The organism is Bosea sp. NBC_00550 (assembly GCF_026020075.1).
Classification (GTDB): Bacteria; Pseudomonadota; Alphaproteobacteria; order Rhizobiales; family Beijerinckiaceae; genus Allobosea.
Window position 1 is genome coordinate 4615624 of the sequence record NZ_CP102772.1, and the last position, 12184, is coordinate 4627807.

The 12184-nt window shown below is 65.6% G+C and carries 9 protein-coding genes; 6 read left to right on the forward strand and 3 right to left on the reverse strand.

Going from position 1 to position 12184, the window contains the following annotated elements:
- Positions 1-38 precede the first annotated feature (38 nt).
- The 3 genes from NWE53_RS22035 to NWE53_RS22045 all read left to right on the forward strand — a co-directional run bounded on the left by NWE53_RS22035 (position 39) and on the right by NWE53_RS22045 (position 4186).
- The gene (locus NWE53_RS22035; protein WP_265051483.1) at positions 39-1100 is read left to right on the forward strand and encodes a glycosyltransferase family 4 protein; all 1062 of its coding nucleotides are present in this window, start codon (positions 39-41) and stop codon (positions 1098-1100) included.
- Positions 1093-2049 (forward strand): LamG domain-containing protein, encoded by a 957-nt coding sequence (locus NWE53_RS22040; RefSeq protein WP_265051484.1) that lies wholly within the window; start codon positions 1093-1095, stop codon positions 2047-2049. The genes NWE53_RS22035 and NWE53_RS22040 overlap by 8 nt, the downstream gene beginning before the upstream one ends.
- 82 nt (positions 2050-2131) lie before the next feature.
- Positions 2132-4186, forward strand: coding sequence for a hypothetical protein (locus NWE53_RS22045; RefSeq protein ID WP_265051485.1), 2055 nt, complete (start codon positions 2132-2134; stop codon positions 4184-4186).
- A 126-nt stretch (positions 4187-4312) separates the two neighbouring features.
- On the opposite strand, the gene NWE53_RS22050 is transcribed toward NWE53_RS22045, so the two are convergent.
- From NWE53_RS22050 to NWE53_RS22060, 3 genes are read right to left on the reverse strand one after another with little or no spacing between them, the layout of a single operon-like run.
- Positions 4313-5452, reverse strand: coding sequence for a siderophore-interacting protein (locus NWE53_RS22050; protein ID WP_265051486.1), 1140 nt, complete (start codon positions 5450-5452; stop codon positions 4313-4315).
- Positions 5449-6582, reverse strand: coding sequence for an ABC transporter substrate-binding protein (locus tag NWE53_RS22055; protein ID WP_265051487.1), 1134 nt, complete (start codon positions 6580-6582; stop codon positions 5449-5451). The genes NWE53_RS22050 and NWE53_RS22055 overlap by 4 nt, the downstream gene beginning before the upstream one ends.
- Before the next feature lie 8 nt (positions 6583-6590).
- Positions 6591-8747, reverse strand: coding sequence for a TonB-dependent siderophore receptor (locus NWE53_RS22060; protein WP_265051488.1), 2157 nt, complete (start codon positions 8745-8747; stop codon positions 6591-6593).
- A gap of 119 nt (positions 8748-8866) precedes the next feature.
- Here NWE53_RS22060 and NWE53_RS22065 point away from each other — a divergent pair, with 119 nt between their 5' ends.
- The 3 genes from NWE53_RS22065 to NWE53_RS22075 all read left to right on the forward strand — a co-directional run bounded on the left by NWE53_RS22065 (position 8867) and on the right by NWE53_RS22075 (position 12183).
- The gene (locus tag NWE53_RS22065; RefSeq protein WP_265051489.1) at positions 8867-9553 is read left to right on the forward strand and encodes a TetR/AcrR family transcriptional regulator; all 687 of its coding nucleotides are present in this window, start codon (positions 8867-8869) and stop codon (positions 9551-9553) included.
- A 195-nt stretch (positions 9554-9748) separates the two neighbouring features.
- Positions 9749-11269 carry an ABC transporter substrate-binding protein gene (locus tag NWE53_RS22070; protein ID WP_265051490.1) on the forward strand — a complete coding sequence of 507 codons (1521 nt, stop codon included), beginning with the start codon at positions 9749-9751 and terminating at the stop codon, positions 11267-11269.
- A complete protein-coding gene (locus tag NWE53_RS22075; RefSeq protein ID WP_265051491.1) occupies positions 11266-12183 on the forward strand; it encodes an ABC transporter permease in 918 nt (305 codons plus the stop codon). Before NWE53_RS22070 ends, NWE53_RS22075 begins: the two co-directional genes overlap by 4 nt.
- Position 12184 lies beyond the last annotated feature (1 nt).

Sequence of the window (12184 nt, forward strand, 5' to 3'; positions counted from 1 at the left end):
CGAAGATTGGCTACGCCGGCCTCCACGGGAAACGGATCATGCGCATCCTCCATCTGCTGAACCATACCCGGCGCCTCAACGGGCATGTTCATGCCGCGGTCGATCTGGCCTGTGCGCAACGACAGCTCGGCCATTCGGTCGCGGTGGCGAGCGGCGGCGGCGATTTCGACGACCTCCTCGCCAGGAACGGCATCGAGAGCTTTCATATCGATCACCGTCGCCGGGCCTCCGATCTCATGAGGGCGTTCCTGGCGTTGCGGCGGAAGATGAGGCTGTGGCGTGCCGATATCGTCCACGCTCACATGATGACCAGCGCCGTGCTGGCCTGGCCGGCCTGCAAGCTGGCGCGCATCCCGCTTGTCACGACTGTCCATAACGAGTTCGAGAAAAGCGCGACCCTGATGGGGCTGGGCACGCGCGTGATCGCGGTCAGCGAAGCCGTCGGCCTGTCGATGAAAAAAAGAGGTGTTCCCGCCTCTCGCCTGAGCGTGGTTCTCAACGGTACGATCGGCTCGGCCCGCTTCGAGGGGCGGGATCATTCGCCGCGGGATCTCGGCTCGCCCAGCATCCTGTCCGTCGGCGGGCAGCATCCGCGCAAGGGGCTGCCCGATCTGTTCGCGGCCTTCGACCGGCTTCATGCCGACCATCCCACCGCGCGCCTCTGGATCGTCGGGGAGGGGCCGTATCTGGAGTCCTATCGCGAGATGGTCGGACAGATGCGCTGCGCGCCGGCCGTGACCTTCGTCGGTGCGCAGCAGGATCCCTATCCCTGGATGCTGGGGGCCGATATCTTCGTGCTGCCGTCGCATGCCGACCCTGCGCCGCTGGTTCTCTCGGAGGCGAGAGAGGCCGGCTGCGCCGTTGTGGCGACGGCCGTCGACGGGGTTCCGCAGCTTCTGGAGAATGGCGAGGCCGGAATTCTTGTTCCGGCTAAGGACCCTATGAAGCTTGCCGACGCGCTCGGCCGGATCGTCGGGAATCCGGAGATCCTGTCCGAATGGAGGGCGCGCAGCCAGAGAAACCTGACGCATCTGACGATAGACCGCGTCGCTCGCGAGACCATGAGCGTCTACGAAGCGGCGGGAGCGGCGCATGCATGAGCGACGCTCTTCATCCCGGAACCTCGCGCTGCCGCGGCGCGGCCTGCTGAAGGGGATGGCGGCCCTTGCGGCTGCTCCGCTTGCCGTGGCGGGGCCTGCGAGTGGCACGGCTGCCGTCCCCGCAGACCCGCTGGCCGGCAGGGCGCTCTCGTTCAGCGACGACTTTGCCGTTCTCGATACGAAGCTCTGGCAGGCCGGCCCGAAGGCGACGACATTCGACACCGGCTTCTACGGGCGCTCGGCTTTCGCCCGGATCGACGGCGAGGAAGGGTTCAACCCCTACGCCATCATCGACGATCCCCTCACGGAGAACGGCAAGGCTCTCCAGATTTCCGCCAAATATATCGGTCGCACGATGAGGGTGCCGGCCTATTACGGAAACGTCCTGCCCGAATATCAGTGGATCTCCGGCAACCTGCAGACGGCGCGTCCCGACGGCACGATCGTCGCCGGCTGGCGGAACGGCTATTTCGAGGCCAGGATTCGCTTTCCCAAGCATCCCCTGAGCTTCCCGGCGTTCTGGCTCATGAACGGCCGCAGCATCCTGCTGCCGAAGACGAGCATCGAGATCGATGTCGTCGAGCACAAGGGCTGGGAGCTCGACCTCTACGGCACCTATCTCCACGAATGGGGGCAGCCCGGCGAACATCATGAGGGCGTCGGCATGCCCACGGGAACCGACATCACCGCCGGATATTTTCGCTATGGCGTGCTCGTCGAAGGCGCGCGCTGCGTCCCGTATTTCGAGCGACGACCGGTGAGGGACCCCAAATCGGGCCTCCCCATCGACTGGACGATCGGGCGGGCGCGGCAACTGGACGACCAGGGCGATGTGTTCTGGCCGTTGCTGACCCTCGCCTTGCGCTCGGACGTGCCCTTTCCCGATCCGCTGAGGGAGGAGGATCGCGAGACCAGCATGCGGGTCGATTACTTCCGCGTCTATGCGTGAGGCCGGTTCAGGCCTGGCAAAGCGCGCTGCGTCACATGCCTTTGAACGGAGCAGTTGTTGCGGTCCGTCGCAGGAGGTTGAGATGAACGACCTATCCCCGCCGAACGCTGCGCGGGCCGGGCTGGCCTTCAGTTTCGATGTGTTCGACACATCTCTCTGCCGCCTCCTCCATCTGCCCGAGCATCTTCACCTTGTCGTCGGGCGAAAGCTGCGCCGGCTTGGCCTATCGAAGCTCAGCGACACCGAATGGCTTTATGCCCGGGCACAGGCCGAGTTCGATCAAAGGCTCACGGTTCCTCACCGCGAGGTCACGCTCGACGATATCTACGGCCGCCTGGCCGGCTTTCTCGGCCTGTCGCCGGAGGTCGCGCGTGTCGCGCGCGGAATGGAATTCGAGGAGGAGCTGCGTCTCATCCGCCCGATCGCGTCGACGCGGAGCAGGGTGGCGGCGCTGGCACGGAGCGGGCAGCCGCTGCTCTTCCTGTCGGATACCTATTTCACGGCGGATGAGGTCGGCCAGCTTCTCGCCAAGGCCGGCTATGCCCCTCCGATGGCGATCATCTCGTCGTGCGAGGAGCTCAGGAGCAAGATCGATGGCAGCATTTTCGGCCATGTTGCGGGCCGAAAAAACCTCTCCGGCCTGCGCTTCCAGCATCTGGGCGATAATGCGCTGAGCGATGTCCAGAACGCCCGGGCGAATGGCTGGGAAGCCACGCTGTTCAGCGACTCCCATTGGACGACCCGCGAGCGGGTGCTGTTCGCATCCGGAGCCGGCGATGTCCTGGCCTCCACCATAGCGGGGTCGGCGCGAGCTGCTCGTCTCGGACAGGAGGCACCGGTCGATAAGGGCATTCTGACGGCCGCAGCCAGCGTCGTCGGCCCGCTCTTCGCCGCCTATGTCCTGTGGATCCTGCTCGATGTGCTGAAGCGGGGCGGGCGCGCCATTCATTTCCTCGCGCGCGACGGGCAGGTCCTGGCTGCTATCTGCGAGCGCTTCGTCCGTTGGCTCGGCGTCGACGTGGCCGTGCATTACACCTACGCGTCGCGCCAGGCCTTCCTGCTGCCGGCGCTGCCCGACGATGATGACGAAGAGATGGTCGATCAGGCGTTGGCGCTGGCCTATTACGACCGCATCTCCCTCGCCGAAGCTTTGCTCTCCCTGAGCTATCCTCGCGGCGATATCGATCTGATCGCCCAGGCCTCGAGCGTCGATCCGGGTACGCCGCGCACGGAACTGAGCGAGAACGACAGGGACCGGCTGAAAGAGGTGCTGCTGCGGCCGCTGTGGCTGGCTCCCCTGCGCGAGCGGGTCCGGCAGGCGCGGGCGGCGACCACGGCCTATCTTGAAACCAAGGATTTCTTTGCCGCAGACGACGCCCATATCGTCGATCTGGGTTGGCGTGGCACGACGCAGAGGCGGCTTCAGCCGGTCGTCGGCGATCGTGTCAGTCTCGTTGGCTATTACATGGGGCTCAGCACCACGGTGCTCGGGCCGGAGGCGCGGACGTGCATATGGATGCCGAGCGCGCCGTGGAAGACCGCGCTGCTCGAGGTGATGGCCGCGGCGGATCATACGAGCGTGAAGGGCTTCGGATTGTCCGAGGGTGGGGAGCCGGTCTGCGTTCCACTGCTGCAGGACGATACGGTTCTGGTCGCATGGGGCGCGCGCCAGCAGCAGGAGATCGCGCTTCGGTTCGTCGATTACCTGACGGATGCGGTCGAGCGCGACCATTACGAGCCCGCGGAGCTTTACGAAGCCCTCGAAAGCGCCGCTCTGGCGGCATATCGGCACTTCATGCTGTCGCCGAGCTGGGCGGAGGCTGAGGCCTATGGGGCGATCCTGCATCAGGAGGATGTCAATCACCTCAAATCGCGGGAGCTCGCTCAACGGCTGAAGAGCCTGGACGTCGTCCGTCATCTGGTGAACCGCGGCGCGAAAGGGGCGGTGACGAGTTGGTACACCGGTTCCCTGGCGCGATCGCGGGACCAGCTCATACCCGCGCTGATTTCCCGCGGCATCGACAAGGCGATCGAGCTGGAAGCGCGCCTCCGGACCAAGCGCCGGAACGGGGCAGCGCGCCGGCGGGCGAAGGACGTTCTTGAGGCAAGCGCCGGACGCCGAAAGAGCTCGACGTGATCATTCTTCGCCGCCGCTTAACTGGGCGGCCAGGAAGGCCGCTGGCTAAAGATGCGTCTCGGTCACGCCCTGCAATCGCTGCGGCTGGTTGCAGCATGAGCGCGTGTGGCAGCACCCTTTTTCTGATTATGGAAGATAGGCTTCGCTGCCCACTGCGATGATGTCCTCCTCGCTCATGCTGCGATGCCAGTGCGAGTAGAGGACGCGCCGGTCGGCCGGCAGCCCGACTTCCTCCCTGAGATGGCGGTGGATGGCGCGAAAGGCCTGGAACTCGCAACCGCCCCAGAAGAATGCCGATGCCAGATCATCAGGCCATGCGGATGCGCGTACGGCATCCACAAGCACGGTCGACAGTCCCGGCGCAGCCTCCGCGCGATGCAGCCAGCGCAACGCGATGCCGGGCGGATGCCGCAGCTGTTGCTCGTCCTCGGCGCCGCCGACTTCGACCAAGGCGATGCCACGAGCCTGTGCGTGGAGATCAGCTAGAATCCGGGCGATGCCCGGCAGACCTGTCTCGTCCCCCGCCAGCATATACCATTCGGCAGGCTTGGGCCCTTTGGCCGCCGGGCCGAGGATGCCGGCCATGCTGCCGGGGCGGGCTTCGATCGCCCATCGCGTTGCCGGGCCGGGCGTCGGGTGGAGGGAGAAGTCGATCGTGATCGTCCCCGCCGCCGCGTCGATCTCGCGGATCGTATAGACGCGGGACGGCAAGGGCCCCGATTCCGGCCAGATGATCTTCCCGTCATTGCCGAGCATCGGCCATTGGGGATCGTCGATCCCCTCGGGCTGGAACAGCAGGCGGCAATGGATCTGGTCGGGGCGGTCGAAGCGGACGAGGTTCTCGCCCGAGAAGACGATGCGCCGCAGGCGAGGAGACATATCCTCGATCTGCCGAACCCGCAGGATGCGCAGGTCATCGGGGAGCGAAGGCCCCGTCGCGTCGCCCTGCCAGTCGATGACGAGTTGCTCCGACCGCGCAATGAATTCGATCGGGCCGGCCAGCGCATGTTTCAGGCGGTTGAGATGCGTCGGCTCGTCGGTGCCGACCGTGAGGGTCAGCGTGCCCCGGCCCGCAGCGACCGTGGCGACACCCAATGGCGAGGAAACGGTGTATCCGCCACGGTCGGGCATGACCTCCATGTCATGCGTCGCGATCGAGTCCAGGATGTCGGGCAGGAAGGCGGATACCCGCGGGAACGCGATCACAGCCTTGGCAGCGAATCGTAAGGTTGTCGGACTGGATATCGGCTTTACGGCGGCGGTCACGGATCGGCTCCGTCGAGGTTTGCCCATAACGGGCCGGCGAGGGGTTGCGAAAGGAAGCGGCGATTGATCTCGGCCAGCGTCGCCGCCGGGTTGAGATCGCCGCACAATTCCGGGTGGAGCCACTTGGCGGCGAGCTCGACGAAGACGATGTTGAGCGCCGGAACCGTGATCAGGCCGGTCCAGATCCCGTGGACGCGACGGTCGCGGATGGCGGGCAGGGACGCGAACCCGGTCCGCTCGGTCAGCCGCTGCAGGCCGCGGCGCCCGGCCCGCGGGTCGAGACCCGGCCCGATGGCCGGGCGCGTCGCGGACGCATAGCCTCCGCCGGTCGCGATATAGGCCTGCGGTTGCTGCGCCAGCAGCTGCTCCGTCGACAGCTTCGCGGTCCACGGTGCATCGAGCCCGTCGAGCGAGCGGCCGCCGGCGTCGATGAGCAGCTCTCCCCAGATCCGGGTTCCCGCAGCCCAGCAGCACTCGTCGTAGAGCGACATGATTTCGAGATAGGTTTTGACCGGCTTGGCGCGGGACAGGCGCCGGGAGACGGCCTCGAACCGTTGATCGACGAAGGCGATAATCTCTTCGGAGCGGGCGGGCTCCCCGAGGATGGCGCCCCACATGCGCAGCTGGGCCGCAAGCCCCTGTCGCGGCGAGCGCCGGCTCTCGGACGGGGAGTTGCTGGCGGAGTCGCTGAACACCAGCGGAATGCCGAACTGTGCCAACCGTTCGACCGCCGCCTGCGGATCGCCGCCCGGCGCCATGAAGGCGGTGGCGATGACGAGATCGGGCGCGAGCGAAAGGATGCCTTCCAGCGAAAGCGTGTCGGCCGTCTGCTTGCCGACGAGCACGATCGGATGGCCGGCCGAGCGCTCGAAGCTGTCCCGCAGCAGATCGCTGTCGAAGCGCTCAGGCGCCGCCCAGCCGACGACCAGTTCCGCGGGGCGAGGGTGGAACAGCGCCATCGTCAGGAGGTCGCGCCCTTCGAGCAGCACGATCCGGCGTGGCGCTCGCGGCAGGGTGACGGTCCTGCCGAGCATGTCGACGACGGAAAGGCTGTCGTCGCGCGAGAGTGATGGCTGCGCGATCAACGCGGCCATCGTTCCCAGGGCGGTTCGGCGTGTCGGCAGGTGCATCGGCAGCTTCACCACCGGTAGCGCAGGCCGGCCAGAACCTCTCGGCCGGCGCCGAACTGGCAATAAATATTGGAGCTGCAGCTCGTGTAGTAGTCCTTGTCGAACAGGTTGGAGACGTTGAGCGTGGCTTCCGCCCCCTTCAGCGAGGCGTGCAGCTTCGCGAGGTCATAGCGGATGGCGGCATCGACGACGGCGTAGCTGGGCGTGCGAATGGTGTTGGCATCGTCGGCGAAGCTCGCGCCCACGACGCGCACGCCGCCGCCGATCGAAAGCCCCGCCAGCGGCCCTGTCGCGAAGCGATAGTTGGCCCAGAGCGAGCCGAACTGGGTCGGTACGGCCTGGGGTCGCTTGCCGATCGTGGTCGCGACGGTGGAGCGGGTGACCTCGGTATCGAGCACGGTTACCGCCGCGATGATGTCGAGACCCTCCAGAACCTCGCCCCGCGCCTCGAATTCGAGCCCGCGCGAGCGGATTTCTCCCTGCTGCACGTTGAAGCTGGGCATCGCTCCCGGGGTCAGCACGTTCTGCTGCCTGATGTCGAAAGCGGAGAAGGTCAGAAGCGCGTTCATGAAGCCGGGCTGATACTTCAGGCCGGCCTCGTATTGCTCACCGGTCTTCGGCCGAAATGGAACGCCCACGGCATCGACTCCGATGGTCGGTTCGAAGGAGGTGGAGTAGCTGACATAGGGCGCAAGGCCGTTGTCGAAGAGATAGAGCAGGCCCGCCCGATAGCTGGTCTTCTCGCTGGACTGGCTCTGCTTCGTTCCGGTCAGGCGGTTAAGCGTCGACTGCTCGGTCCAGTCGTGCCGAAGGCCCAGCGTCGCGCGGAATCCGCCGAGCTTGATCTGGTCCTGCAGGTAAACTCCGGCCTGGGTGAGATCCTGCTTGCTGTCGATGATGGTCGCGAGCGGCCCGGCCGGCTGATAATAGCTCGGCGAGACGACGTTCAGCGTCGTTGCCGGCCCGAACCTGTACTGCCAGTTGCTGCCGCCGTTCTGATAGTCGACGCCGGTCAGAAGCGTATGCTCGGCATTGAGGGTCCGCAGATTGAACCGCAGGTGGTTGTCGGTCGATAGCCGGCGCGCATCCTCGATCGAGTTGAGCGCGATGCGCGGGATCGTGCCGGCCGCGCTGATCGGGCCGGCCATCTGCAGCGAGCGGAAATTGGTGTCGACCTCGCCATAGCGCAGGCTCGAATGCAGGCTCACCGTGTCGTTGAAGCGATGCTCGAGGCTGTAGCCGACGCCGTATTGCTCGCGCTTGAAGCTGTCGAAGCCGGGATCGCCGATATTGAGGTCCCGGTTGAGGAGGGCCCGGTAGTTGGGCGCCAGGAAGCGGGAGTAGAGCGAGTTGAAATAGCCGCCCTTCGGATCGCGCTGGTAAAAGCCGGAGACCGTCAGCCGCGTATCGCTCGTGGGCTGCCAGGTCAGCCCCGGCGCGATGCCGAACCGCTGCTCCTCGACGTCGTCGTAGCGCGTGTCGGCAAGGCGGCCGATGGTGCTGAGGCTGTACGAGAACTTGCCCTCGCGGTCGATCGGCCCCTGGCTGGTGAAGCCGCTCTGGACCCGGCCATGGCTGCCGGCCTCGACGCGCAATTCGTTATAGGGCGTGGTGCTCGGCATCCGGCTGATCTGGTTCACGAGCCCGCCCGGGCTGATCTGGCCGTAGAGCAGCGCGGACGGACCCTTGATCACCTCGATGCGGTCGAGCAGGAACGGATCGATCGAGGTCACCGCGAAGGCCTGTCCGCGCGGCAGCCTGAGCCCGTCCAGGAAGCCGACGAAGTCCGTCGCGGTGCCGAAGCCGCCGAAGCCGCGCAGGAAGACGCTGTCGTAGCGCGAGGTCGCGTCACGCTCGGAGAGCACGCCGGCGGTATAGCGCAGGGCGTTTCCCACCGTCTGCGGGTTCTGGTCGTCGAGCTGCCGGCGCGTCACCGTCGAGATCGCCTGCGGGGTTTCCAGGACGGGCGTCGCGGTCTTGGTCGCCGTGGCGGTCGTGCGGCGGGCGTATTCGTCGCGGCTGTCCGAGCGCTCCCCCGTCACGACGAGCGTGTCGAGCTGGAAGGGTTGCGCGTCGGCACGCGTTTGCGCCCCCGCGATCCCCGATCCGGCGAAGAGTGCCAGCACGCATACCGATGTGGAAAGATGTGAAACCCGTGACGTCATAGCGGCAGCCCCAGCAAGCGCGATCGCTCTCGCCTAAACAAAACGGGACTTACCTGTCCAGTTTATTTTCCTTGATTTTCAAGCTTCTAAACTGTGTAGCCGTGAGCTAAGGAAGCATCATGTCCGCCGCTCCTCCCTCTTCCTCACCGCCCAAAGCCTCGCCTGCGAAGGGTTCCCGGCGCCTGGGAAAGGGCGGCAGGCCATCCAAGGCGCGCGAAGGCCAGATTTCCGATGCGATCCTCGATCTCGCCTCGGAGATGTTCGCCAGCCAGGGCTATGCCGCCACCTCTGTGGAGCGGCTTGCCGTGACCTGCCGGGTCGGCAAGGACACCATCTATCGCCGGTTTCCCTCCAAGCGGGCGTTGTTCGATGCCGTGATCGAGCGATTGCGGTCCCGGGTTCTCCAGCGCCTGGAGGCGGTCGCCAGCGAGGCGGGAACCGGCATCGAGCGCCTGCGGCGGACCGCACGCTGGTTCCTCACCGTCAATGTCGAAGCCGAATTGACGGCATTCAAGCGCATCGCCTTCAGCGAAGCCCTTCTGCTCGATGGCGCTCTAGCTGCAAAGACGCCCGACCCGATCGTCGAGCGCCTGACCGACATCGTGCGCGACGCACAGGACGAGGGCGCGATCGCGGAAGGCGAGGCCGAATTCATCGCGGACCAGCTCATCCATGCCGTTGCGACCGGCCCCTCGATCGACGCCATGCTCGGCGGCACGGCCTATGCGACGGCGGAGGCGCAGGACGCGTTCTTCGAGAAGGCCTGGGCTCTGTTCCTGAAGGGCGCGGCCGACGGATCGCGTTGAGATCGACGCCGGTCGGGGAATTCCGCTCTGCTCAGCAGCTCGCATGAGAGCCGCGCCGACGATGGAAATTGCTGCGCCGCCGGGGAGCGGGAGAGGATCTCTATCGATATCGCCGTGGATTTGAAGGCCTTTTCCGGATAGCCCGCGTTATTTTGGCGCCAATCTCGAAGTCTCGAAGACAAGGGCGTCGCTTTCATGAGTTTGTCTGCTTTGATCCGCTGGCCGGTTCTGGCCATGTCGGCAGCGTTGATCCTTGCAAGCCCTGGAAGCTCTGCCGCAGCCGAAACGCTGACGATTGCGCAGGGCAACGACATCCTCTCGCTCGATCCGGCCAATCACGGCAACAACAGCACCGAGTCGGCGCTGGTGAACATCTACGATTATCTGGTCGACAAGGATTTCAGCCAGGGCCGGTTGCGCTTCGCACCGCGCCTCGCGCTGACATGGCAGAGCGACGACAACATCCACTGGACGTTCAAGCTGCGCGACGACGTCTACTGGCATAACGGCGACAAGTTCACCGCCCAGGACGTCAAGTTCACGATCGAGCGCTCGCAGCAAGACAAGAAACTGGTCAACTCGAGCAAGTTCCGCCGCATCAAATCGGTCGAGGCGCCCGACGATCTCACGGTAAAGATCGAAACCGATGGTCCCGACACGCTGCTTCTGCACGCCTTCGTGGGCAACGGCGCCGGCATCTTGCCCAAGGCGGCGTTCGAGAAGGCCGGCAAGGACGAGTTCTTCAAGCAGCCGGTCGGCACCGGCCCCTATGTCTTCAAGCAGTGGATCAAGTCCGATCGCGTCGTTCTGGTGAAGAACGCGCGCTGGTGGGGCGGCACCCCGAAATGGGACAGCGTCGTCATCCGCTCGATCCCGGAGACGACGACGCGCGTGGCCGAGCTCCTGACCGGTGGCGTCGACATCGCCGTGAACATTCCGCCGGAGGATATCGCCCGGCTGGACGACAACAAGGGCACGCGGGCGCTGACTTTCGATATCGCCCGCAACCTCGCCCTCCACGTCCGGACGGGCAAGGACCGCGTCACGGGCGATCCGCGCATCCGTGAGGCGATCGATCTTGCCATCGATCGCAACGCGATCGTGCAGCAGGTTCTGGAAGGACATGGCACGCCGACCCGCGGCTTCTTCCCGCCGGCGATCCCCGGCTTCGCCCCCGATCTCAGCCGCAACATCCGCTTCGATCCGGAGCGGGCCAAGGCGCTGCTGCGCGAAGCCGGCTATGGCGGCCGCAAGCAGCCGGCGATCAGGATCAGCACGCCGAGCGGCCGCTACGTGAAGGATCGCGAAATCGTCGAAGCGGTGGCCGGTTATCTCGAGGATGTCGGCTTCAAGGTTCAGGTCGAGGTGCTGGACTGGACCGTCTACAACAACAAGGTGGTCGGCGACGGCTTCGGGGAGCTCTATCTCTGGGGAATGGGCTCCTACACCGACGCCTCCACCCTCTTCGTCGACAACTTCAAGCGCCATTACGACTGGGCGGACGAAACCTTCGACGGGCTCGCGACGGCCGTGCGCACCGCCAGGACCGAAGAGGAGCGCATCGCGATCTCGCAGAAGGGCCAGCAGATCGTGGCCGACGAACGTGTCCGCATCGGCCTGCTCTTTCCGCAGTCGATCTATGGCGTCAGCGACCGCGTCAAATACAACGGGCGCTTCGACGAGATGATCGCAGCCGAGGATGTCTCGCGCCCATGAGCGGCCGTTCTCCCTTGCGGGCGCTGCTGCAATTCGTCCCGGTGCTCTACATCGTCTCGCTGATCGTGTTCGTCCTCGTCTATCTGACGGGCGACCCTTCGGCCTTGCTGATCCCGGAGGATGCGAGCGAAGCGGACCGTCTCGCGCTGGTCGCGGCCTGGGGGCTCGATCAGCCCTGGTACGCCCAGTATCTGCGCTACATGGCCAACATCCTGACCGGGGATTTCGGCGTCTCCTATCGCTATGGCACCGATGCCCTGCCGGTCGTGCTCGAACGCATTCCCGCGACGTTGACATTGACCGCGGGCGGCCTCGTCGTCGCGATCATCATTGCCGTGCCGACAGGGATCTTCGCTGCGGTCAACCGCAACAGCATGCCGGATTTCGCGATCTCGGCGGTTACGGTGCTGGGCAAGGCGATGCCGAACTTCTGGGTCGGCATCATGCTGATCCTCGTCTTCGGCGTGTGGCTGCGGCTGGTGCCGGTGTCCGGCAGCGGCGGCTTCTCGCATCTCATCCTGCCGGCGATCACGCTGGGCACCGGCTTCGCGGCGGAGCTGACGAAGCTGATCCGCTCCAGCCTGCTGGAGGTGATGGGCCAGGATTACGTCCGGACCGCGCGGGCCAAGGGCGTGCCGGAGCGGCTCGTCATCCTGCGTCACGGCCTGCGCAACGCGCTGATCCCCGCGCTCACCATGACATCGCTGCACGCCATCGCCCTTCTCGGCGGTGCGCTGGTCACGGAGACCGTGTTTTCCTGGCCGGGCCTCGGCCAGCTCGTCGTGCAGGCCGTCTACACCAAGGACATGGCGGTCATTCAGATCGCGGTCTTCGTCATCACGATCATGGCCTTGACGATCAATCTGGCCACCGACGCTCTCTATCGGCTGATCGACCCTCGCCTGCGGCCTTGAT

Excerpts from the sequence above, each read along its gene's own strand:
- NWE53_RS22075 (WP_265051491.1), top strand. The coding sequence starts at position 11,266 with ATGAGCGGCCGTTCTCCCTTGCGGGCGCTGCTGCAATTCGTCCCGGTG.
- NWE53_RS22035 (WP_265051483.1), top strand. The coding sequence starts at position 39 with ATGCGCATCCTCCATCTGCTGAACCATACCCGGCGCCTCAACGGGCAT.
- NWE53_RS22065 (WP_265051489.1), top strand. The coding sequence starts at position 8,867 with ATGTCCGCCGCTCCTCCCTCTTCCTCACCGCCCAAAGCCTCGCCTGCG.
- NWE53_RS22070 (WP_265051490.1), top strand. The coding sequence starts at position 9,749 with ATGAGTTTGTCTGCTTTGATCCGCTGGCCGGTTCTGGCCATGTCGGCA.
- NWE53_RS22045 (WP_265051485.1), top strand. The coding sequence starts at position 2,132 with ATGAACGACCTATCCCCGCCGAACGCTGCGCGGGCCGGGCTGGCCTTC.
- NWE53_RS22040 (WP_265051484.1), top strand. The coding sequence starts at position 1,093 with ATGCATGAGCGACGCTCTTCATCCCGGAACCTCGCGCTGCCGCGGCGC.
- NWE53_RS22055 (WP_265051487.1), bottom strand. The coding sequence starts at position 6,582 with ATGCACCTGCCGACACGCCGAACCGCCCTGGGAACGATGGCCGCGTTG.
- NWE53_RS22060 (WP_265051488.1), bottom strand. The coding sequence starts at position 8,747 with ATGACGTCACGGGTTTCACATCTTTCCACATCGGTATGCGTGCTGGCA.